Raw genomic sequence first — 21,778 nt, 5'->3', positions numbered from 1 at the left:
GCATTGGCGGTATGTTCCCGCCCGCGTCAACGCCCTTGCGTCCGTCACCTGATCGAGTGAGCCCGATCGGTCCGTTCCTGCGCCGGCAGGGCCACCCGGCCCCGTACCAGCGGCTCCAGCAGCAGCGGCAGCCCGAGCACGGGCAGCAGCCACGCCAGCACGATCAGCCGCCCGCCCCAGATGGCGATGTCGGGGTGCCCGGCCTGCGTGAGGACCCCGGTGGACGCGGCGGCGACCACCAGCACCCCGAACGCCCGGCGCGGCCCGCGCAGCACCCCCCACGCCCCGGCCGCCAGCGCCGCCAGGAACAGCGGCTCCCACAGCTGCCGACGCAACCACTCCGGCCAGAACCGCTGCTGCAACTGCCAGAACTCCGGCCAGGGCCGCTCCCGGTCCGGCCGCGCGAAATGGTCGGTCAGCAGATCCTGGAGGCTCTCCGCCTCGGACGGATGGTGCAGCAGCCCCGCCAGCAGCAGCGTCCCCGCCGCCCCGGCCGCCCCCGCCACGGTCACCGCCACGACCGCGCGCCCCGCCGGCCGGCCCCGCCGCCGACGCCGTACGGCGATCAGCGCGCCCGCGGCCGCCAGACCGAGCCCGAGGAACAGGGCCTGCGAGTGCTTGACCGTGAACAGGGCGGCCAGCGCGCCGCACACCAGCCAGGTCCCGGCCCGCACCCGTCCGTCCAGGGCGAGCGCACAGCCCCACACCGCCGCAAGGGTCAGCGCCAGCAGCAGGCCCTCGGTCATCGGGCGCATGGCGGTCGTCCCGCACGGCAGGACGTAGTACAGGGCCTGCCCGGTCAGACAGACCCCGGCCGGTGCACGCAGGGTGCGCAGGATCAGGAAGACCAGCGCCCCGCCCGCCGCCGCCACCGCGACACCCGCCGCCCACATGCCCCAGGTCACGCCGAACAGGGTCAGGAACGGCACCAGGAACGCCGGATAGCCGGGCCGCGCCTCGAAGATCCGCATGAAGCGCTCCGGCATGAACGGCACCGTGTGCCCGCCGGTCTGCCCCGCCGCCAGCCGGGCCCCGACGTTGCGCCACTCCCGCTCCCGGCACTCGGCGAAAACCTCGGCGGTCGGGTCGGCGCGGTGGAACCGCACCACGTCGACGCTCTGCCGGCGGGCCGCGATCGACGCCTGCCCCTCGCACGCCCAGTCGATCGTGGCGACCGCCGCCTCGTGTTTGCTCTCCCCGCGCAGACTCAGCGCGTACGACAGGTAATTCTTGCTGTCCGGGGTGTCCCGGCCGGTGACGTTCGCGAGCTGGAGCAGCGCGTACCCCACGGCCAGGACGAGCACCCAGTCACGCGGGCGCAGCCTCACCTGGACGCCAGCACGTCGCCCGGGACGGCCGGAGCGGGCACCCGGACCGTGGCGGGGCCGGTCATCTCCTCGCCCAGCAGCAACGTCCGGACGACCCGCTCGGCGGCCCGCCCGTCGTCGAACACGCAGAACCGCTCCCGGAAACCGGCCCGCAGCCGCGCCGACTCCTCGTCGCGCCAGCTCCCCGAGGTCATCAGCCCGGCCAGCTCCCCGTAGCTGCGCGAGACATGGCCCGGCGGCTCGGCGGTGATGTCGAAGTAGGTGCCCCGGCTCGCCGTGTACGCGGCCCAGTCGTCGGCGTGCACCACGACCGGCCGGTCCAGGTGGGCGTAGTCGAACATCAGGGCCGAGTAGTCGGTGACCAGGACGTCGGAGGCGAGCATCACGTCCTCGACGTCCGGGACGTCGGTCGCGTCGACGACGATCCCACGCCGGTGCAGGTCGGACAGGCCCATCCCGCGCGCGTGCCCGGTCGCCAGGGACGGGTGCAGCCGCACCACCAGGGTGTGGCCCTCGCCGAGGTCGGCGGCGAACCGGGCCAGGTCGATCCGGTCGGCGTGGCCGCCGCGGACGTACTCCCGGCGGGTCGGCGCGTACAGCACGACCGTGTGGTCCGCGGGGATGCCGAGGCGGGCACGGGCCCGCGCCCCGGCCTGTGCGTCGGCGGTCACCAGCACGTCGTTGCGCGGACTGCCGGTGCGCGCCGAGGTGAAGTGGCAGGGGTAGGCGCGCTCCCAGACCAGTTCGGAGTACGGGTTGGCGACCAGGCTGTAGTCCCAGCGGTCGGCGCGGCGCAGCATCTGCGGCACGTCCACGCCGTGCCGGGCGCCGGGCCGGTCGAGCAGGTCGGCCGCCATGAGCTTCAACGGGGTGCCCTGGTGGGTGTGGATGTGGACGCTGCCGGGGCGTTTGACTAGCGTGCCGGGCCAGTTGACGTTGTTGACGAAGAAACCGGCCCGAGCGGTCACCCGGCGGTAGGCCGGGGAGTCCAGCAACACGTGCTCGACCCCGTCGGGGAGCCGGTCCGCCGTCTCCTCGTCCCGTACGACCCACACCCCGCGCAGGTGCGGGGCGATCTCCCGCGCCTTGCGGTACACGGCCCCCGGGTCGCCGAGCACGCCCCGGTGCGAGAACGCCGAGTACACCACCAGCTGCGGGTCCAGCGGGCGCCGGGCCTGCACGGCGCTCACACCCCGGCGTACGCGCCCCGCGGCCGCCCCGCGCGCCTGCGCCGTACGCCGGGCGAGTTCCCGCCCGGCCCGCGCGCCCTGCCGCCAGGCCACGTAGCCGGCGTACGGCCCGCGCAGCACACGCAGTCCGGCGGGCACCGGCTCGCCCGCCGGGCGGTGCCGGGCGAACAGTTCGGCCGTACGACGGAAGAACTCGCCCCTGTCGGACGGGGGCAGCCGGTCCGGCTTGGCGAGGATGTCCAGACAGTGGTCGCCCATCTTGCGGTGCAGGTAGGGCCGCCAGCTCGCCAGCTCGGGGCGGGAGTCGACGAAGGCGAAGACCCGCTCGTACTGCTCGTGGATGTCGAAGTGCTTGCGGCTGGTGGTGGACAGGATGTTGCCCTGGCGGCGCTGGCGGTAGTTCAGGCAGATCCGGTCCAGCGTGGCGATCCGCCGCGCGCTGAGCATGACCGGGAAGGTCCAGGGCGTGTCCTCGTAGTAACCGGGTGGGAAACGGAAGCCGTTCCCCTCGACGAAGTCCCGCCGGTACACCTTGTTCCACACGACCATCAGCAGATCGAGGATCTCCGGGTGCTCGGCGGCGGTGAACGTGGCGTCGCCGCAGTCGGCGAGGACGTGCGCGAGGGCGTTGCGGCGGGTGCCGCCCCACCAGTAGGTGCGGGCGTAGTCGAAGACCAGCACGTCCGGGTCGGCGGCCTCGTCGAGACGGTCGGCCATGGCGCGCAGGGCGCCCGGGGTGAGGGTGTCGTCGCTGTCCAGGAAGAACAGGTAGTCGCCGCTCGCGTGCGGCAGACCCGCGTTGCGGGCGCGGCCGAGGCCGGCGTTCTCCGGCAGGTGCAGGACCCGCACCCGGTCGTCGCGGGCCGCGTACTCGTCGAGGATCGCGCCGCAGCCGTCGGGCGAGCGGTCGTCGACGGCGATCACCTCGAGGTCGCGGTACGACTGCTCCAGGACTGACTCGAGGCACTCGCGCAGGAAGCCCTGCACCTTGAAACAGGGGACGATGATGCTGAAGCGGGGCACTGCGGGGGTCAGCTCCTTACGAGGGGGGAGGCGGCGGGGGCCGGGACGCGCTCGGCGAGCGGCCGCACGGGCGGGATCGCCTCCGCGGGCTCGCCGAGCAGCACCCGCCGTACGACGCGCTCGGCGGCCAGGCCGTCGTCGAACTGGCAGAAACGGGCCCGGAAAATGTTTCTGAGCGACCGGGACGCGGCCGAGGCGTACGAGCCGTCGGCGAAGACGCGGGCCAGCTCCTCGGGCGTCCGGGCGACCGGTCCCGGCGGGGCCGCCATCAGGTCGAAGTACACGCCCCGCGTCTCGGTGTAGACGTCCCAGTCGTCGGCGTACACGACGATGGGGCGGTCCAGGTTGGCGTAGTCGAACATGATCGACGAGTAGTCGGTGACCAGCGCGTCGGCGGCCAGGCACACGTCCTCGGAGGAGCGGTGCGCGGTCACGTCGATGATCCGGCCGGAGCCCCGGCGTACGCCCCGGTCGTAGAAGTAGTGCGCCCGCAGCAGCACGACGACGTCCTCGCCGGCCGCCTCGCAGAACGCCTCCAGGTCCAGGCCCGCGTCGAAGCCGGTCCGGTGGTCGCGGTGGGTCGGCGCGTACAGCACGGCCGTCTTCCCCTCCGGGACGCCCAGCTCGCGCCGGACGCGGGCGACGTCCTCGGCGGTCGCCGTGCAGAAGACGTCGTTGCGCGGATAGCCGTACTCCAGCTGCTCGTACGAGCCGGGGAACGCGCGCTCCCACATCTGGGTGGAGTGGGTGTTGGAGGACAGGTTGTAGTCCCACCGGTCGACGCGGCCCAGCAGCTTCGTGAAGCTGCCGGTAGCGGCCGCCACCACCGGGTACGTCGACTGGTCGACGCCCATCTTCTTCAGCGGGGTGCCGTGCTGCGTCTGCACGTGCACGCTGCCCTCGCGCTTGACGACGCCCTCCGCGAAGTTGGCGTTGTTGACGAGGTACTTGGCGCGCGCGAGGAGCCGCCAGGCCCGGCGGCTGCCGATCACGGCGTGGTCGACACCCGGCGGCATCGAGTGCGCCTGCTCGGGCTCGACGAGGAACACCGAGCGGATGTGCGGGGCGAGTTCGACGGCCTTGGCATGGATGGCGGCGGGGCTGCACGCGTAACCCCGGCCCCAGTACGCGCAGTACACCGCCAGGTTCGGGTCGATACGGCGGCGCAGTTGCAGCCGGTAGTACAGGCGGGTGCGCAGTCCGCGGGGGCGCGGGACCCGCTGGGCGACGGCCGAAGCCTTCCGGTTGGCGCCCCGCAGCGCGCGGAACGCCGTGTACGCCCCCGCCGCCAGCAGCCGGTGCTGCACCCCCAGGCTCCCGCCCGGCCTGCGGAACCCGGCCGGCCGGTGGCGCCGGTACAGCGCGGTCGCCCGGCGGAAGAACGCCCGGCGACCGGAGGCGGGCAGCCGGGCCGGGTGCGCGGCCGTCTTCAGTACGGCGGCGAACAACTGGGCGAACAGATCACCGGTGAAGCCGTGTCCGGCCGCCCCGGTGAGCACCAGATCGGTCTGTTCCAGCAGGTCGGCGTGGTGCTCGCCCGGCAGGTTGAGCCGGCTGCCCTGCCGCCGCAGCAGATGCCGTACGACGACGGAGCGCAGGACCGCGACCCGCTCGGCCTGCACGGTGACCAGGCCGCCGAAGCCGATGTCCGTGAAGTGCCCGGCGGGAAAGGCGAGTTCGCGCGCGGTGAGGAAGTCGTGCCGGTAGGCGGCGCTCCACACGGGCAGCTGCACGCCGGTGATCTCGGGCGCCTCGGCGGGCGCGAAGGCACCCTGGGGCGCCTTGGCGAACAGCGGGGCCGCCGGGTTGGCCGGCTCGCCCTCCCACCAGGGGATCCGCTCGTGCTCGGCGTACAGGACGTCGACCTCGCCCGTCTCGGCCAGCCGGGCTTCCAGCGCGGTCAGCGCGCCCGGCGCGAGGGTGTCGTCACCGTCGAGGAACAGCACATACGCGCCGGTCGCCGCCCGCATCCCGGTGTTGCGCGCCCCCGCGAGCCCCGCCGACGGCGGCGAGAACACCGGGATCACGCGGCTGTCCCGCTCGGCGTACCCGGCGGCGACGGCCCCGGCCGGGGTGTCGGGCGCGTCGCAGACCGGGATCAGCTCGAAGTCGTCGAAGGACTGGCCGAGGACGGAGTCCAGCGCCAGGGACAGCCGGCCGGCGACCCCATGGGACGGAACGATGATGCTGAAGCGGGGCATTCTGCTCTTTCTGTGTCTGGCTCGGTCGGGTTCCGGCGAGATTCCGGCGGGGCTCCGGCCGGGGGATTCCGGCGGGCTCCGGCACGGGCTGACGCGGCGGCTCTAGTGGCTGGTGACCCGGGGGCCCGAAGGCTGCGGCACGGTGGCCAGAGCCGGGCGCGTGTGCGTCGCCGCCGCCGACGGCACGGGACGGCGTTCCGCGAGCGGCACGACGGGCGGCACGTCCGTCTCGCCCAGCACGACCCGCCGTACGACGCGCTCGGCGGCGTGTCCGTCGTCGTACGGGCAGAACCGCTCCCGGAACGCGGCGCGCAGCTGGGCCGAACGGGAGCCGCGCCAGTGGCCGGTCGCGAAGATGTCGATCAGTTCGTCCTCGCTGCGGGCGACCGCGCCAGGCGGGAAGGCGCGCACGTCGAAATAGGTGCCGCGGGCCGCCTCGTACGCCTCCCAGTCCTCGGCGTGGACGACGATCGGGCGGTCCAGGCCGGCGTAGTCGAACATGATCGACGAGTAGTCGGTGACCAGGGCGTCCGAGGCCAGGCAGAGGGACTCCACGCTCGGGTGGCCGCTGACGTCGATGACCCGGCCGTCGGCGAGCGGGGCGGCGGGCTGCCAGTAGTGGGCGCGGGCCAGGATCACGAAGCGCGGGCCCAGCCGGTCCAGGAGCCGCTCCAGGTCGAGGGCGGCGCGCTGGGTGCGTCGGTAGTCGCGGTGGGTGGGGGCGTACAGGATCGCCACCGCGTCGCGCGGGATGCCCAGTTCCTCGCGCAGCCGGGCCACGTCCGCGGCGGTGGCCCGCTGGAAGACGTCGTTGCGGGGATAGCCGTACTCCAGTGTCGTGTAGCCGCCGGGGTAGACGCGTTCCCAGGTGAGGGTGGTGTGGCGGTTGGCGGACAGCACGTAGTCCCACTTGTCGACGCCCCTGAGCAGTTCCGCGAAGTCCATGTCGCGGGCCGCCGCGGGGCGTTCCTGGAGGTCGAGGCCCATGTGCTTGAGCGGGGTGCCGTGCTGGGTCTGCACGAAGACCTGGCCGGGGCGCTTGACCAGCCGGCGGTCGAAGTTGACGTTGTTCACCAGGTACTTGGAGCGGGCCAGCGCCGTCCAGTAGGCGGCCGTGCCGGGACGCAGCGGGCGCGGGCCCGGCGGGACGGTGTGCCGGTGCTCGGGGTGGGCGATCCACGCCGTGCGCACCTGCGGGGCGAGGGCGCGGAACGCGCTCTCCAGCGCGCCCGGGTTGCAGCCGTGGCCGCGGCCCCAGTAGGCGGCGAAGACGGCCCGGTCGGCGCGTAGCGGCAGGCGCAGCTGGATCCGGTAGTGGGCCTGGAGACAGGCGGCCTTCAGAGCGCGGGCGAGTTTCGCGGCGAGCCCGCTCGTGCGGCGGCGCAGGGCCGTGGCCGCCTGGAGCGCCCGGTAGGTGCGGTGCAGGCCGAGGTGGACGAGACCGTGGCGCAGCCGGGAGCGCAGCGGGACGGGCGCGCCGGGCGTGCGGTAACGGCGGTAGTGGGCGCGGGCCCGGCGCAGGAACTCGCCGCGCGAACCGCGCGGCAGCCGGTCCGGCCGCGTGAACACCGTCGTCAGGTGGTCGACCATGCGGCGGAACAACACCGGCCGCCAGTGCGCGAGTTCGGGCCGCCGGTCGATGAACGCGAACACCCGGTCGTACTGGTCGAGGACGTCGAAGTGGCGGCGGCTGGTGGTGGAGAGGATGTTGCCGCCGCGGCGCCGCCGGTAGTGGACGCAGACCCGGTCCAGCGTGGCGATCGACCCGGCGGACATCAGCGCCGGGTAGGTCCAGGGGGTGTCCTCGTAGTAGCCGGGGGGGAAGGTCAGGCCGACGCGCTCGACGAAATCCCGCCGGTAGGCCTTGTTCCAGGCGACCATCAGCACCCGCAGCAGCCCCGGCCGGTCCTCCAGCCGGAAGGGCGCCGGGCCCCGCTCGGTGAGCTGATCGGCGAACTGGTGGCGCTCGGTCTCACCCGTCCAGAACGCGGTCGCGTAGTCGTACACCAGGACGTCCGGCTCGCCGGTGTCCTTCAGCCGGTCGGCGATCGCGCGCAGCGCGTCCGGGGTGAGCGTGTCGTCGGAGTCCAGGAACAGCAGGTAGTCGCCGGTGGCCTGGGCGAGGCCCGCGTTGCGCGCGGGGCCCAGACCGGCGTTCTCCGGCAGGTGCAGGGCCCGCACCCGTGGATCGCGGGCCGCGAACTCGTCGATGATCTCGCCGCAGGCGTCCGGCGAACCGTCGTCGACGGCGATCAGTTCGAGATCGGTGTACGACTGGGACAGCACGGATTCGAGGCACTCGTGCAGGTACGCCTGAACCTTGTACGCGGGGACGATGACACTGAACCTGGGCAAGGGACATCCATAGGTCGGCGCGGACGACAGGGCCTGGTCCGGGCAACGGCCGATGGAGTGACTTGGTTACGTTCGTCTACGGCATCCGGGGGACACCGGGTGAACGGAGGGGGGCGGGCCGATGGCGCCCACCCCCCTTGCCGTACCGCCTACTTGACCGCGCCGGCCATCACGCCGGACACGAACTGCCGCTGGAACGCGAAGAACACGGCCAGCGGGACCACCATCGAGATGAACGCGCCGGGTGCCAGCACGTCGATGTTGTTGCCGAACTGCCGTACCTGCGTCTGCAGAGCGACGGTGATCGGCTGGCTGTCGGCGTTGGTGAACACCAGTGCCACCAGCATGTCGTTCCACACCCACAGGAACTGGAAGATGCCGAGGCTCGCGATCGCCGGACCGCCCAGCGGCATCACGACCCGGGTGAACAGGCGCAGTTCGCCGGCGCCGTCCAGCCGGGCCGCCTCCAGCAGCTCGCGGGGGATCTCCGCGAAGAAGTTCCGCAGCAGGAACACCGCGAAGGGCAGACCGAAGCCCACATGGAAGAGGATCACCCCGAGGACGGACCCGAACAGGCCGACCTTGCCGAACAGTTCGGCGATCGGGATCAGCGCCACCTGCACGGGCACCACCAGCAGGCCCACCACGGCCAGGAACCACCAGTCGCGGCCGGGGAACTCCATCCACGCGAACGCGTACCCGGCGAGCGAGCCGATGACGACGACCAGGACCGTCGCCGGGACGGTGATCAGGACCGTGTTGAAGAGGGAACCGGTGATGTCGCCGTTCTCCAGCAGCTTTTGGTAACTGTCCACGGTGAGCTGGGACGGCTCCGCGAACACCTTCCACCAGCCGCTCGCGCTCATGTCCTCCGGGGAGCGCAGCGAGGAGATCAGCAGACCGATCGTCGGCACCAGCCAGAACAACCCGACCAGGATCAGGAAGACCCGGACCGCACCACCGCCCACCTTCTCCACGATCCGCCCGCCCAGCGAACGCTCGGCCCGCACGGGTTCCACGGGAGTCTTCATCGCCGCACCTCCCGCCGCAGCCGACGTACGTTACTGCGCTCACCCGGGGGACGACCCCCGGACCCCCGGCAGAACGACGGGTGCGTGCTCATCGCCTGACCTCCCGCCGCAGCCGACGTACGTTGAACCACATCACCGGGATCACCAGCAGGAGCAGGAACACCGCGATGGCGCTGGCGATGCCCGGCTGGTCCTCGGAGAACCCCTTGCGGTACAGCTCCAGGGCGAGCACGTTCGCGTCGTCCTGGGAGGAGCCGGGGGCGATGATGAAGACCAGGTCGAACACCTTCAGGACGTTGATCATCAGGGTGACGGTGACCACCGCGAGGACCGGCGCGAGCAGCGGCACGGTGACCCTGCGGAACACCTGCCACTCGTTCGCCCCGTCCACCCGGGCCGCCTCCAGCAGCTCCCGCGGCACACTCGCCAGCCCGGCCGCGATCAGCACCATCGCGAAGCCCGCCCACATCCAGATGTACGACCCGATGATCGCCGGCGTGACCAGCGACGGGCCGAGCCAGTCCAGGCCGTTGTACGCCTCCTCGAAGTTGCTCGCGGGCAGCCGCAGCTGCGCCCCGTCGGCCGCTTCGGGCAGCGTGAAGGTGCCGTCACCGGCGGCGGTCGTCGAGGCCACGACCTTGCCGTCCTTGACCGCCTCGATCCGCATCCCCGCGTAGCCCAGCTCGGCCGGGTCCGGGGCGCCGAGCGTGCCGACGCCCTTGCCGCGGGTGAAGTCCTGCCAGGTCGTGCCGGTGACCTTGCCCGGCTCGGACGGTGCCGGCGCCGCCTTCTTCGCGCTGTCGGGCATCTGGTCCGGGGGTACGCCGACCAGTGGGAGGAAGACCGGATCGCCCGCGCGGACCGGCTCCTTGGTGAGGAAGGCGCCGCCCTTCGCGGACTCCAGCGGCGACTCACGGCCCGGATGGGCCTTGGGGAACGCCGACGACTGCGCGAACGTGTCGTGCACCCCGACCCACACCGCGTTGGCGACCCCCTTGTCCGGGTCCTGGTCGTAGACCAGCCGGAAGATGATGCCGGCGGCGAGCATCGAGATCGCCATCGGCATGAAGACGACCAGCTTGAACGCGGTGCCCCAGCGGATGCGTTCGGTCAGCACCGCGAAGATCAGACCGAGCGCGGTCGCCACGGTGGGCGCGAACACCACCCACAGGACGTTGTTCTTCAGCGCCGTGCGGATGCCGTCGTCGGTGAAGAGGGCCTTGTAGTTGTCGATGCCGGCGAATCCGTCGCCGGACTGGTCGTAGAAACTGCGCACGACCGAGTACCCGATCGGGTAGACCACGAGCGCGCCCAGCAGCACCAGGGCGGGCAGCAGGAACAGCGCCGCCACCGTCCTGCGGGTGCCGGTCACGCTTCTGCGCGAGCGAGGAGGGGCGGGGGCTCCGGGAGCCCCCGCCGCACCGGCCGATGCCATGACCGGCTCAGTTCCCGTACGCCGCTGCCGCGTCCGACTCCAGCTTCGCCTGGATGCCGGCCACGTCCGTCGGGTTCTTCAGGAAGTCCTGGAGGTCCTTCCACTCGCCCTTGCCCGGCGTACCGCCGAAGGCCTGCGGGGCCTGGTCGGACATGTCGAAGCGGAAGTCGTCACCGGCCGCGACCAGCGCCTCGGCGATCTTGCGCTGCACATCGTTCGGGTACGCCGCCGGGTCGACGTTCTTGTTCGGCGAGAGATAGCCGCCCAGCTTTGCCTGGATCTCCGCCGCGTCCGGCGAGGCCAGGAAGGTCGCCAGCGCCTGCGCGCCCGTGGAGTCCTCCAGGATGACCGCCGCGTCACCGCCGGAGACCACCGGCGCGGTGTCGCCGACCTTCGGGAACGGGAACACCTTCGCGTCCGTGCCCACCTTCGCGTCCGTCTGCGCGATGTTGACCTGGACGAAGTCGCCCTCGTAGACCATCGCGGCCTTGGGCTGGTCACCGCCGGTGAAGGTCTGGGTGACGGCGTTCGGGAACTGCGTCTGAAGGGCACCGTCGGCGCCGCCCGCCACGTAGTCCTTCTTGCCCCAGATCTGCGCGAGCGTGGTCAGCGCCTCCTTCACGGAGGGGTCCGTCCACTTGATCTCGTGCCTGGCCAGCTGGTCGTACTTCTCCGGGCCCGCCTGGGAGAGATACACGTTCTCGAACCAGTCGGTCAGCGGCCAGCCGTCCGCGCCCGGGATCGAGAAGGGGGTGACACCGGAGTCGTAGACCGTCTGGGCCGTCGTCAGCAGTTCGTCCCACGTCTTGGGCTCACTCGCGCCCGCGTTCTCGAAGACCTTGGCGTTGTACCAGATCAGCGACTTGTTGGCCGCCTTGTAGTAGACGCCGTACTGCTCGGCCCCGACCTTGCCGATGTCCTGCCAGCCCTGCGAGTAGTTCTTCTGCAGCTCCTTGAGCGCCTCGGGGCCCAGCGGCTTGGCCCACTTCTTGTCCACGGCCTGCTTGATGGCGCCCGGCTGCGGCAGCATCGCCACGTCCGGGGGCTGACCGCCCGCGATCTTCGACCCGAGGAAGTTGATGATCGGGTCCTGCGCCGGTACGAAGGTGACCTTCGCGCCGGTGCGCTTCTCGAACTCGGCCAGCACCTTCTTGAAGTTGGCCTGCTCCGGGCCCGTCCAGACGGCCGCGACCTCCAGCGTCGTGCCGTCCAGCTTCGGGAGGGTCAGGGCGTCGCCGGACGCCTTCGTGCCGGTGGTCTCGTTTCCGCCGCTCTTGTCGTCGTCGCTGCCGCACGCGGTGAGCGAGAGCGCGAGGGCTCCCGCGAGGACCGTGGCGGCCGCCTTCACGGTCCTGCGTGTCCGGATGGTGTTGCTCGTGCTGCGCATCACTGCCCCGTTCTTCGTTCCTCGTCGAACGTCCGAGCGCTGTCCCGTGGCACTGGTCTACGCCGGGTGCGGAGGGTCGGCAAGTGCGCGTGCGGTGTCAACCGGGGGATCGTGACCGCGTCGTAACGCCCTCCTCAAACTCCCCCGGACGCGCCGGTTGTGCCGCCCTTCTACAGCAGCGACGGCACCTCGGCCGCCGATACCTCGCGGGCCGCCCGTTCCAGGGCGCTGGCCAGGAGGGCGAGGTCGGTGGGGCCGTTGCCCAGTTCGCGGACGGGTCTGCGGGTCGGAGGGTCGCCCATGCGCTGCCACTCCAGGGGGACCACCGTGGGGCGCAGGGTCGCGGTGCGCGGGATACGGCCCGTCACCCGGCCGCCCTGGAACGGGGTGAGCCGGCCGTCCGGGCCCCTGAGCCGACCGCGGCCGGGGGCCGGTTCGTCGGTGCCCGAGCCGGGCGCTTCGAGGGTGATCCGCAGGGTGGCCTGCCGGGCCGGCTCCGACTCGGCCGTACGGCCCCCCGGACCGGTCGCGGCCACCAGGTGGACGCCGAGCCGCTCACCCTCGCGGGCCACCGCCTCGAGCGCGCGCATCACCGAACCGGCGGCGGGGCGGCCGGGGGAGCCGAGCGCGGGGGAGACCAGGGCGTCCAGGTCGTCCACCACGACGACCAGGCGGGGCAGCGGCGGCGGTGCCTCCGTCCGTCGGCGGGCCGCCGCGCCGGGGCGCAGCCGCAGGGTCGAACTGGGCGGGGCGTCGAGGTCGGCGGCGCCGGTACCCCCGCCGACCGGCTGGCGCTGCGGGACGATACGGCCGGACACCGCGCGGTGCGTGTGCCACTCGGCGAAGTCGGACCGCCCGAGCAGCTCGGCCCGCCGCTTCAGCTCGGCGCTCAGCGACTGCGCGAACTCCCGCATGCGGACCGGGTCGTTGGCCGTGAGGTGCGTGGTGACATGCGGTACGTCCGTGCAGACCCGCAGGCCTTCGCCGTGGCCGGCGCCCGCCTTGCCGACGGTGTCCCGGCCGTCCAGCAGGACGATACCGAGCCGGTCGGGGCGCTCGGCGGCGGCCAGCGAGGCGACGACCGCCCGCAGCAGCTCCGTACGCCCGCTGCCGGGCGGGCCCTCGACCAGCAGATGCGGGCCCTCGGCGGACAGGTCCACGGAGACCGGGCCGCGCGGGCCCGCGCCCAGCACGGCCGAGGCCCGGCCGCCGAGCGCCTCGGTGTCGTCGGCCGCGTCGGCCCAACGGGCCATCAGGGAGGCCGGGGTCGCGCGCGCCAGGCCCAATTCGTCGAGGAGACGGGCCGACTGGGGCAGCGGGGCGGACACGCGCGCGGGGCGGTCGCCGCCCGGGGAGACCTCCGGGCGCAGGGGGGCCAGGGCCCGCGCGAAACGCTCCGCCCAGGCGGCGGAGACCGCGTCGACGGCGCCGACCGTGCCGTGGCCCACCGGGCCCGGCCGCTCGGACTCCGCCCCGGCCGGGGCGACCCGCAGCAGCCGCAGCGCGGTCGCCACATCGCCGCTGAGCAGCGCCACGGCTCCGCACGCGCGGAAGGTGGGCGCCGCCGCGCAGGCCGCCTCGTACACGTCGGTCACCGGCGCGGCGGGGGAGGCGGCGGGCGTCTCGGCCAGGCAGACGACGTGGATCCCGGCCCGCGGACCGGCCGTCGCCAGCCGGGCCGTCGCCTCACGCAGGTCGGCGCCGCCGGGGTCGCCGTCCACGACGAGGACCGTGTACGGGCCCGGGAAGCCGTCCCCGGCGCCGTCCGCCACGGCCCACGAGGGGCGGTGGGCTGTGCCGCGTGGGGCGGGGAGGGGCGCCGGTGCCGCCGCGCCGTCCGTCAGACGGTCCTCCAGGCGGCGCAGCAGTTCGTCGGTGCGGGCGGTGGCCTGGTCGCGGTCGTGGGCGAGGAGGAGGCGGCAGTCCTGGCCGTGCCCCGGGCGCAGTTGCGGCAGCCAGCCCAGCCAGGACCACTCGGCGACCCGCTCGTCCTCGGAACGCGCCCGGTCCGTGCTGATCAGGACGATCTCCAGCAGGTCCGGGGAGTGCAGCGCGGCGAGCTGGGCCAGCACCGCGCGGGCCAGCCCGGCCAGCCTCGGGCGCGGTCCGGCCAGGCCCAGGGCGCCGACCTCGCGCAGGCCCGCGGTCACCGGCACGGCCGGCAGCAGCGACCCGTCCGGCGCCACCCGGTCGGCCGTGCCCAGCCGGACCGTGAGCGTCTCGGGGTGGCCCGGCCGGCGCTCCCACAGCCGCGGGCCCGGACCGAGTGCGGTCAGCAGCAGGGCGGCCGGGTCCGGCCAGGTGTCCGGGGCGGACGGCACCCCGGCGGGCGGCTCCCACTCGGCCTCGGCCACCTGGTCGTCGTACGCCTGCGGATCGTCCGTCTCCTGCGGGCCGCCGCGGCCGCCGGCCAGCCGGCGGGCCCAGGCGGACAGGCCGCCCCGCCTGCGCAGGCCCTGGGGCACCTCGGTGCCGCGCACGGGCGTGCCCTTGCGGGTGGTGCCGCCGTCCTCCTCCGAGGAGGGCTGGTGCGGGCCGCGGGCCTCGGACGGGTCGGTGAAGGAGCCGAGCCCCGAGCGGCCGCCGTGGGTGGCGCCGTGGCTCTCGATGGGCGGCGCGCCGCCCTGGCCCGGCACCAGAGGTGCCTGCGCGCGCTCGCCACGGGTGGGTGCGGAGTCGCGCCAGTCGAGCGTGCCGTAGGCGTGGCCGGTGGGGGCGGACGGAGTGTCGTCGCCGCTCACGCGCGCGTGGGGCACGTCCGCGGGGGCGGCGGCCTCGGGTTCCGGGCTCGCGGACGGCACCCGGACGTGTCCCTCCCCGTCGGGTGTCGTGGCCACCCGCGCGCCGGGGCCGCCGGGCGGCGCCAGCCGCAGGGCCGACTCGCCGACCCGCAGCAGGGCGCCCGGGGTGAACCGGAGCGGGCGGCTCTGCACGCGCGTGCCGTCGAGCGTGGTGCCGTTGGTGGAGCCGAGGTCGGCGACCGTGACCCGCCCGTCGGCGGAGAGCGTCACCGCGCAGTGCAGTCGGGAGACGTCCGGGTCGTCGAGCGGGACGTCGGCGTCGGCGGAGCGGCCGACGCGGATCTGGCCGCCGTGCAGCAGATGGACCCCGCCCGCGTCCGGCCCCGCCACCACGTGCAGCCGGGCCGGGGCCTCGTCGACCTCCGGATGCGGCTCGGGGTCGGCCGGTGCGCCCAGACAGAGCACGGCGCCGTCGATCAGGGGTGGTTCGCCGAGGGTGCAGCGCTGGGCGTCGAGTCGCTGCGCGCCCGCGTACAGCACGGGCTGGGCTCCCCCGGACGGAGCAGTGCCCCCCTCCCCGGAGACCGCCGCGGCCAGGGTGGACGCCACCGCGGCCAGAGCCGTGCCGGCGGGCGCCGTGACCAGCACGTCGCAGCTCGCGGCTCGGCCCCGCGTGTCCCCGGGCGGGCCCTGCGGGTCTACGACGGTCAGCCGGATCTGCATCGCCGTCAGCGGTCCCTTCTGCCCGTGCGCGGACTTTCCCCCACCCCACGCGAGCACGTCGGCCAGTACTCCAGGCATCCTCGCACCTGTCACCGACAATGCGCCCGCCACCGAGGGACAAGTGATCTTGATTGGTCGGCTCTGCCCGTAAAAGTGCCTGACCGATGGCTTACGGATGACCGCTTGAGATCGGTCACGTCCGCCTTCGGCAACCAACGGACCGAGGCGAGCGTCTTTCCTTCGAACATGTACGGGGAGCGGCGCGTGACCGTGCGTAAGGGCGTACGGAAGGACCATAGGAAGAGGACAGCCCCCTGCCGGGGGCACAGCACTACAGTGGGTCGGAACAGAGGCAAGCAAGCAGCAGGGAGCGCGTGACGTGCGGCCAGTCGGCAGCAAGTACCTGCTCGAGGAGCCGCTCGGACGCGGCGCCACGGGCACCGTCTGGCGAGCCCGCCAGCGCGAGACCGCGGGCGCCGAGGCGGCCGTGGCCGGCCAGCCCGGCGAAACCGTGGCGATCAAGGTCCTCAAGGAAGAACTCGCGAGCGACCCCGACATCGTGATGCGCTTCCTGCGGGAGCGCTCCGTACTCCTCCGGCTGACCCACCCCAACATCGTCCGGGTCCGCGACCTGGTCGTCGAGGGCGATCTGCTGGCCCTGGTCATGGACCTCGTCGAAGGTCCCGACCTGCACCGCTACCTCCGCGAGAACGGCCCCTTCACGCCCGTCGCCGCCGCCCTGCTCACCGCGCAGATCGCCGACGCCCTCGCCGCGAGCCACGCCGACGGCGTCGTCCACCGCGACCTGAAGCCGGCCAACGTGCTCCTCCTCCAGAACGGCGGGCAGATGCACCCGCTGCTCACCGACTTCGGCATCGCGCGCCTCGCCGACTCCCCGGGCCTCACCCGTACGAGCGAGTTCGTCGGCACGCCGACGTACGTCGCCCCGGAGTCCGCCGAGGGCCGCCCGCAGACCTCCGCCGTCGACATCTACGGCGCCGGCATCCTGCTGTACGAGCTGGTCACCGGCCGCCCGCCGTTCTCCGGCAGCTCGGCCCTGGAGGTCCTCCACCAGCACCTGAGCGCCGAACCGCGCCGACCCTCCACCGTGCCCGAGCCGCTGTGGACGGTCATAGAGCGCTGTCTGCGCAAGAACCCCGACGACCGCCCCAGCGCCGAGAACCTCGCGCGCGCCCTGCGCGTCGTCGCCGAGGGCGTCGGCGTGCACGCCAACTCGATGCAGATCGCCGCCGCAGAGGGCGTCGGCCACCTGCTCGGGCCGGACCCGGCGCCCGCCACCGTGCCCGGCGCGCCCGCCGGCGCCTATGACCCGAACGCCGCGACCAGCGTGCTGCCGCACACCGCCGGCCCCGGCAGCCCGCCCGGCGCCGCGGACCCCACCGCCGTCCTGCCCCACACCGGTGGCCCGGCGGGCGCGGGCGACCCGACGACCGTCATGCCGCCGGTGCAGCCGCCGCACCGGCCCGGCGGACAGCAGCCCGAGGAACCGCACCCCTGGCAGAACCAGCTGCGCGCCGCCCGCGACCGCAACGAACAGACCCAGGTCCAGTACCTCGATCCGAACGAGGACCCGCTGCGCCGCCGCCCCCAGCGGCAGGTCGCCCGCCCGCAGCAGCAGCCCCGACAGCAGCAGCCGAGGCCCCAGCAGCGCCCGCAGCAGCGGCCCCAGCAGGGCTACGGCCATCCCCAGCAGCAGCCGCAGCAGTACGCCCCGCAGCAGCAGCCCCAGCCGCAGCGGTACGCCCCGCAGCCCCAGCAGCCGCCGCAGCGGCACGCGCCGGAGCCCCGGCAGCCGCGCGAGCCGAGGGAGCCGAGGCAGCGCAGCGCCAACCCGATGAAGATTCCCGGGCTCGGCTGCCTGAAGGGCTGCCTCTTCACGGTGGTCATCCTCGTGGTGGCCGGCTGGCTGATCTGGGAACTGAGCCCGCTCCAGGACTGGATCGGCACCGGCAAGGGCTACTGGGAGCAGCTCGGCGACTGGTTCCAGACGGTGAGCGGCTGGATCGGCGATCTCGGCGCGAAGACCGGCGGCGGCTGACGGACGGGTCGGCCCGCGGGGGCCCGACCGCGAGTTTGGGGATTTGTCGACTCCTGGCGGGTGATTTCCGTCTCCGAGGCGAGGATTGCCTCGCGGGACGCGTAGCTTTGTCGGCTGGGGTCTGGGGGCCCGCGGCGTAGCCGCTGATGTCAGCGCCCCCGGATGGCGCAGCGTCGGCAACACGCGTCTGTAGGAGCAGCCTTGGCACGGAAGATCGGCAGCCGGTACACCGCCCACCAGATCCTGGGACGCGGCAGCGCCGGCACGGTGTGGCTGGGCGAGGGGCCGGACGGTCCCGTCGCCATCAAGCTGCTGCGCGAGGACCTCGCCTCCGACGAGGAGCTGGTGGGCCGCTTCGTGCAGGAGCGCACCGCCCTGCTCGGTCTGGAACACCCCAACGTGGTCTCCGTACGCGACCTCGTGGTCGACGGCAACGACCTGGCCCTCGTCATGGACCTGGTCCGCGGCACGGATCTGCGGACCCGCCTCGACCGGGACCGCCGGCTCGCGCCCGAGGCCGCCGTGGCGATCGTCGCGGACGTCGCCGACGGGCTCGCCGCCGCGCACGCGGCCGGCATCGTCCACCGGGACGTCAAACCGGAGAACATCCTCCTCGACATGCAGGGCCCGCTCGGCCCCGGTGGCTCGCACCGCGCGCTGCTCACCGACTTCGGCGTCGCCAAGCTGATCGACACCCCCAAGCGGACCCGCGCCACGAAGATCATCGGTACGCCGGACTACCTCGCCCCCGAGATCGTCGAAGGCCTCCCGCCGCGCGCCTCGGTGGACATCTACGCGCTCGCCACCGTCCTGTACGAGCTGCTCGCGGGCTTCACGCCGTTCGGCGGCGGGCATCCCGGCGCGGTGCTGCGCCGGCACGTCACCGAGTCCGTCGCTCCGCTGCCCGGCATCCCCGACGAACTGTGGCAGCTGCTCGTGCAGTGCCTGGCCAAGGCACCGGCCTCCCGGCTGCGGGCCTCCGAGGTGGCCGCCCGGCTGCGCGAGCAGCTGCCGATGCTGGCCGGGATGCCGCCGCTGGACGTCGACGAGCCGGACGGCGAGGCGGCGGAGGAGACCGCGGGCGATCAGGCGACCGGGCGGGGCGAGGTCGCGGAGGAGGCGGCTCCGTCCGCCGGCGACGGGCGGGGACGGCGCGGGTCCGTGTCCCTGGTGCCCGGGGCGCAGCCGGACTCCAACCGGGACACGCACACGTCGATGCGGGTGCCGGCGCCGGACGAGCTGGCGGGTGGGGCGCACGGGACCGCACGGGTGCCTCGGGCGGCGGGGGCGCCGCGGCCGGGGTCCGCGCGCCATCGTGCCGCCACTCGGCGGCGGAGGGTTGTGGTCGGGGTGGCCGCGGTGGTGCTGGTCGCTGTCGCGGGGGTCGGGACGTGGGCGGCCACGGCCGGGGACGACGGTGGCGGACCCGGGGAGCCGGGGAACTCGGCCCCGGCGTCGCCCTGAGCGGGGAGGTTCGCCCCCGCCCCCCCTTCCCGTCCCGAACCTGGGGGCTGCCGCTCCCCGACCCCCGCTGCGGCCCTGAAGGGGCCGCGTCCTCAGACGCCGGACGGGCTGAGAGGCGTTGGTCGCTTGGCGGAGCCGTTACGCTGGAGGGGTGGCAGTCGTCGATGTATCCGAAGAGCTCAAGTCCCTCTCCTCGACCATGGAGTCGATCGAGGCCGTTCTGGACCTCGACAAGCTGAGGGCAGACATCGCCGTGCTCGAGGAGCAGGCGGCAGCGCCGTCCCTGTGGGACAACCCGGACGAGGCGCAGAAGATCACCAGCAAGCTGTCCCACCTCCAGGCCGAGGTCAGGAAGGCCGACGCCCTGCGCGGCCGGATCGACGATCTCTCCGTCATGTTCGAGATGGCCGAGGAGGAAGACGACCCGGACGCCCGCGCCGAGGCCGAGTCCGAGATGGTCTCCGTCAAGAAGGCGCTGGACGAACTGGAGGTCCGCACGCTGCTCAGCGGTGAGTACGACTCCCGCGAGGCCCTCGTCAACATCCGCGCCGAGGCCGGTGGCGTCGACGCCGCCGACTTCGCCGAGAAGCTCCAGCGGATGTACCTGCGGTGGGCGGAGCAGAAGGGCTACAAGACCGAGATCTACGAGACCTCGTACGCCGAAGAGGCCGGCATCAAGTCGACCACCTTCGCCGTGCAGATCCCGTACGCCTACGGCACCCTCTCCGTCGAGCAGGGCACGCACCGGCTCGTGCGCATCTCGCCCTTCGACAACCAGGGGCGCCGCCAGACCTCCTTCGCGGGCGTCGAGATCCTGCCCGTGGTCGAGAAGACCGACCACATCGAGATCGACGAGTCCGAGCTGCGGGTGGACGTCTACCGCTCCTCCGGCCCCGGTGGCCAGGGCGTCAACACGACCGACTCCGCGGTCCGGCTGACCCACCTCCCCACCGGCATCGTCGTCTCCTGTCAGAACGAGCGGTCGCAGATCCAGAACAAGGCCTCCGCGATGAACGTCCTCCAGGCCAAGCTGCTCGAGCGGCGCCGCCAGGAGGAGCAGGAGAAGATGAACGCCCTCAAGGGCGACGGCGGCAACTCCTGGGGCAACCAGATGCGTTCGTACGTCCTGCACCCGTACCAGATGGTCAAGGACCTGCGCACCGACTTCGAGGTCGGCAACCCCGAGGCCGTTTTCAACGGTGAGATCGACGGGTTCCTGGAGGCCGGCATTCGCTGGCGCAAGCAGCAGGAGAAGTAACTTTGTCGACAAGGCAACTGTCCCCGCGATGGGGGTAGTTGCCTTTTCGTTTGCCTGCGCTTCCCGGCATGTCTGGGTTTTGCATCACACTCACACCTTCAATGTCCGGCAAAGGGTGCCGAGTTGGACATTGCGTGCGCAACGGCCTTGACGTTGCTATGAAAAATGGGAAGGGTGCAGTCTGGCATGCGTATCTCTGGGGCGCATGTGAACCGGGGGACTTCAGCACTTCTGGCTACCCCCGTCGATCACCGCCCCGGACGCGGCCTCATCGACGATTTCGGCTACTGGGGGTAGCGACCATATGACCAAGAAGACGCGCGTCCGTATCGCGCGCATCGCCGCGGGCGCAGTGATCGCCGCGGGCGCCTCGCTGACGGTGGCGGGCGTGGCTTCGGCCGACTCCAACGAGGGCGGCCTCAGCGGGCTCGTCGAGACGCTCGACGGGGAGCAGCCCGGCGACGACCCGATCTGCGACATCGTCGCCGACCCCGACTGTGACGACGAGGAGCCCGGCACGGCCGCCGTCGGTGGTGCCGCCTCCGTCGGCGGTGCCGCTTCGGTCGGCGGAGCCGCCGCGTCCGGTGACCAGAGCACCGGTGGTGCCGCTTCCGTCGGTGGCGCTGCTTCCGTCGGTGGCGCTGCCTCGGTCGGTGGCGCCGCTGCTTCGGGTGACCAGAGTGCCGGTGGTGCCGCTGCTTCGGGCGACCAGAGCAACGGTGGCGCGGCTGCGTCCGGTGACCAGAGTGCCGGTGGTGCCGCTGCTTCGGGCGACCAGAGCAACGGTGGCTCCAACGGCAACTCCAGCAGCAACGGTGGCTCGAGCAGCAACGGTGGCTCGAACAGCACCGGCGGTTCGAGCAGCACCGGCGGTTCCAGCACCACCGGCGGTTCCGCCGACGGCGGTTCCACCACCGGTGGCGGCTCGACCACCTCCGGCGGCTCCACCACCGGAGGTTCCGGCACCACTCCCGACGGCACCGCCGCTCAGGAGGCCGGCAGCTCCGCGCTGACCGACACCTCGGACGCGGCCTCCGACAACGTCGCCCAGGGTGGTGGCAAGGAGCTGGCCGAGACCGGCGCCGGGCAGACCACGTTCCTGATCATCGGCGCTGCCACGATGATCGTCGGCGGCATCGGCTTCCGTGTGCTTCCGCGTCTCGCGGAGGGCCGCGGCGGGGCTGCTGCCTGACGGTAGGCGGCCGCACCGGCACGTGACGTACGCGCGAAGGGCCCGGAGCTGGAAAGCTCCGGGCCCTTCGGCGTCGTACGGGGGCTACGCGGTCTGGTGGGCGAGCAGCGCCATCGCTGCCACCAGCACCGCCAGCAGCGCGATCAGCGCCATCGGGTTCAGTCCCGCGAAGAAGTTGTTGTCCTGCTGCAGCCGCTCGCGGTTCGCGCGGCACACCCTGCACCGGCCCTCGCTCACGGGCGCGGCGCAGTTAGCGCACACCAGCCGGTCGTACGTCATGCGCTCGCCCTCCTTGCACCGGTTCCACAGACACAACGCCCGCTGTGACGCAAACGTTCCCCTCCACTCTGCCAGGTTCCGCGGGATTCAGCGCGGGGTCCCGGCGGGAGCT

13 protein-coding genes are annotated in these 21,778 nt (G+C 73.1%); 4 read left to right on the top strand and 9 right to left on the bottom strand.

The window, feature by feature from the left end:
• Positions 1 to 44 precede the first annotated feature (44 nt).
• From ACFWJX_RS16665 to ACFWJX_RS16630, 8 genes are all read right to left on the bottom strand, one after another.
• Positions 45 to 1,322, bottom strand: coding sequence for a hypothetical protein (locus ACFWJX_RS16665; protein ID WP_383242997.1), 1,278 nt, complete (start codon positions 1,320 to 1,322; stop codon positions 45 to 47).
• Positions 1,323 to 1,324: 2 nt separating this feature from the next.
• Positions 1,325 to 3,541, bottom strand: coding sequence for a CDP-glycerol glycerophosphotransferase family protein (locus ACFWJX_RS16660; protein ID WP_383242887.1), 2,217 nt, complete (start codon positions 3,539 to 3,541; stop codon positions 1,325 to 1,327).
• A gap of 8 nt (positions 3,542 to 3,549) precedes the next feature.
• Positions 3,550 to 5,742, bottom strand: a complete 2,193-nt coding sequence (locus ACFWJX_RS16655; protein ID WP_383242885.1) for a CDP-glycerol glycerophosphotransferase family protein — start codon at positions 5,740 to 5,742, stop codon at positions 3,550 to 3,552.
• A 102-nt stretch (positions 5,743 to 5,844) separates the two neighbouring features.
• On the bottom strand, positions 5,845 to 8,097 hold the full coding sequence (locus ACFWJX_RS16650; protein ID WP_383242882.1) for a CDP-glycerol glycerophosphotransferase family protein: 2,253 nt from the start codon (positions 8,095 to 8,097) through the stop codon (positions 5,845 to 5,847).
• A gap of 149 nt (positions 8,098 to 8,246) precedes the next feature.
• Positions 8,247 to 9,128: a carbohydrate ABC transporter permease gene (locus ACFWJX_RS16645; protein ID WP_383242879.1), complete on the bottom strand. Its 882-nt coding sequence runs from the start codon at positions 9,126 to 9,128 to the stop codon at positions 8,247 to 8,249.
• An 88-nt stretch (positions 9,129 to 9,216) separates the two neighbouring features.
• Positions 9,217 to 10,500 (bottom strand): carbohydrate ABC transporter permease, encoded by a 1,284-nt coding sequence (locus tag ACFWJX_RS16640; protein WP_383242876.1) that lies wholly within the window; start codon positions 10,498 to 10,500, stop codon positions 9,217 to 9,219.
• Between the two features lie 70 nt (positions 10,501 to 10,570).
• Positions 10,571 to 11,950, bottom strand: coding sequence for an ABC transporter substrate-binding protein (locus tag ACFWJX_RS16635; protein ID WP_383242873.1), 1,380 nt, complete (start codon positions 11,948 to 11,950; stop codon positions 10,571 to 10,573).
• 170 nt (positions 11,951 to 12,120) lie between these two features.
• On the bottom strand, positions 12,121 to 15,414 hold the full coding sequence (locus ACFWJX_RS16630; protein ID WP_383242994.1) for an FHA domain-containing protein: 3,294 nt from the start codon (positions 15,412 to 15,414) through the stop codon (positions 12,121 to 12,123).
• A 379-nt stretch (positions 15,415 to 15,793) separates the two neighbouring features.
• On the opposite strand from ACFWJX_RS16630, the gene ACFWJX_RS16625 reads away from it, so the two are divergent.
• The 4 genes from ACFWJX_RS16625 (at position 15,794) to ACFWJX_RS16610 (ending at position 21,387) form a co-directional block, all read left to right on the top strand.
• Positions 15,794 to 17,473, top strand: a complete 1,680-nt coding sequence (locus tag ACFWJX_RS16625) for a protein kinase (protein ID WP_383242870.1) — start codon at positions 15,794 to 15,796, stop codon at positions 17,471 to 17,473.
• A 201-nt stretch (positions 17,474 to 17,674) separates the two neighbouring features.
• Entirely contained in the window at positions 17,675 to 18,937 is a 1,263-nt protein-coding gene (locus tag ACFWJX_RS16620) for a serine/threonine-protein kinase (RefSeq protein ID WP_383242867.1), read from the top strand.
• Positions 18,938 to 19,088: 151 nt separating this feature from the next.
• Complete coding sequence (gene prfB / locus ACFWJX_RS16615; protein WP_383242864.1) at positions 19,089 to 20,195, top strand: peptide chain release factor 2; 1,107 nt, start codon at positions 19,089 to 19,091, stop codon at positions 20,193 to 20,195.
• 304 nt (positions 20,196 to 20,499) lie between these two features.
• Positions 20,500 to 21,387: a hypothetical protein gene (locus ACFWJX_RS16610; protein ID WP_383242861.1), complete on the top strand. Its 888-nt coding sequence runs from the start codon at positions 20,500 to 20,502 to the stop codon at positions 21,385 to 21,387.
• An 84-nt stretch (positions 21,388 to 21,471) separates the two neighbouring features.
• On the opposite strand, the gene ACFWJX_RS16605 is transcribed toward ACFWJX_RS16610, so the two are convergent.
• Positions 21,472 to 21,666 carry a hypothetical protein gene (locus tag ACFWJX_RS16605; protein ID WP_383242858.1) on the bottom strand — a complete coding sequence of 65 codons (195 nt, stop codon included), beginning with the start codon at positions 21,664 to 21,666 and terminating at the stop codon, positions 21,472 to 21,474.
• Positions 21,667 to 21,778 lie beyond the last annotated feature (112 nt).

Source organism: Streptomyces sp. NPDC058335, from assembly GCF_042723915.1.
Lineage (GTDB): Bacteria > Actinomycetota > Actinomycetes > Streptomycetales > Streptomycetaceae > Streptomyces.
Note: the sequence above shows the minus strand (reverse complement) of the source record. Positions and strands in the feature narration are given on the sequence as shown.

What these genes read in the sequence shown, in the direction of transcription:
- ACFWJX_RS16635 (WP_383242873.1), bottom strand. Translation starts at nt 11,950, where the DNA reads ATGCGCAGCACGAGCAACACCATCCGGACACGCAGGACCGTGAAGGCG.
- ACFWJX_RS16645 (WP_383242879.1), bottom strand. Translation starts at nt 9,128, where the DNA reads ATGAAGACTCCCGTGGAACCCGTGCGGGCCGAGCGTTCGCTGGGCGGG.
- ACFWJX_RS16655 (WP_383242885.1), bottom strand. Translation starts at nt 5,742, where the DNA reads ATGCCCCGCTTCAGCATCATCGTTCCGTCCCATGGGGTCGCCGGCCGG.
- ACFWJX_RS16610 (WP_383242861.1), top strand. Translation starts at nt 20,500, where the DNA reads ATGACCAAGAAGACGCGCGTCCGTATCGCGCGCATCGCCGCGGGCGCA.
- ACFWJX_RS16630 (WP_383242994.1), bottom strand. Translation starts at nt 15,414, where the DNA reads ATGCAGATCCGGCTGACCGTCGTAGACCCGCAGGGCCCGCCCGGGGAC.
- ACFWJX_RS16605 (WP_383242858.1), bottom strand. Translation starts at nt 21,666, where the DNA reads ATGACGTACGACCGGCTGGTGTGCGCTAACTGCGCCGCGCCCGTGAGC.